Raw genomic sequence first — 579 nt, 5'->3', positions numbered from 1 at the left:
TTTTGTGGTTCAGACATACGCTTGTCCTTTCAAATTTGGTTTGGATAGCTTAAGCTTACTTCCGTAGTTATGTACGGAGTCAAGCGATATGCAAATTAATTTTGAGAATCTGACCATTGGCGTTTTTGCCAAGGCGGCCGGGGTCAATGTGGAGACCATCCGGTTCTACCAGCGCAAGGGCCTGCTGCCGGAGCCAGACAAGCCCTATGGCAGCATTCGCCGCTATGGCGAGGCGGATGTAACACGAGTGCGGTTCGTGAAATCGGCCCAGCGGCTGGGCTTTAGCCTGGACGAAATCGCCGAGCTACTGCGGCTGGAGGATGGCACCCATTGCGAGGAAGCCAGCGGCCTGGCCGAGCACAAGCTCAAGGATGTGCGCGAGAAGATGGCCGACTTGGCACGCATGGAGGCCGTGCTGTCTGAACTGGTGTGCGCCTGCCATGCGCGGAAAGGGAACGTTTCCTGCCCGCTGATTGCGTCACTGCAAGACGGAACGAAGCTCGCTGCATCGGCGCGGGGGAGTCACGGGGTGACTACGCCTTAGCGTGCTTTATTTTCCGAATTCTGAGACGACCCCTA

The 579-nt window shown here is 56.8% G+C and carries 1 protein-coding gene; it reads left to right on the top strand.

What is annotated here, in order from left to right; all coding sequences use genetic code 11:
- Nucleotides 1-88: 88 nt before the first annotated feature.
- Nucleotides 89-544: an Hg(II)-responsive transcriptional regulator gene (merR, locus tag ABN212_RS18800; RefSeq protein WP_001166628.1), complete on the top strand. Its 456-nt coding sequence runs from the start codon at nt 89-91 to the stop codon at nt 542-544.
- Nucleotides 545-579: the final 35 nt, after the last annotated feature.

The organism is Proteus genomosp. 6 (assembly GCF_040139785.1).
Lineage (GTDB): Bacteria > Pseudomonadota > Gammaproteobacteria > Enterobacterales > Enterobacteriaceae > Proteus.
Note: the sequence above shows the minus strand (reverse complement) of the source record. Positions and strands in the feature narration are given on the sequence as shown.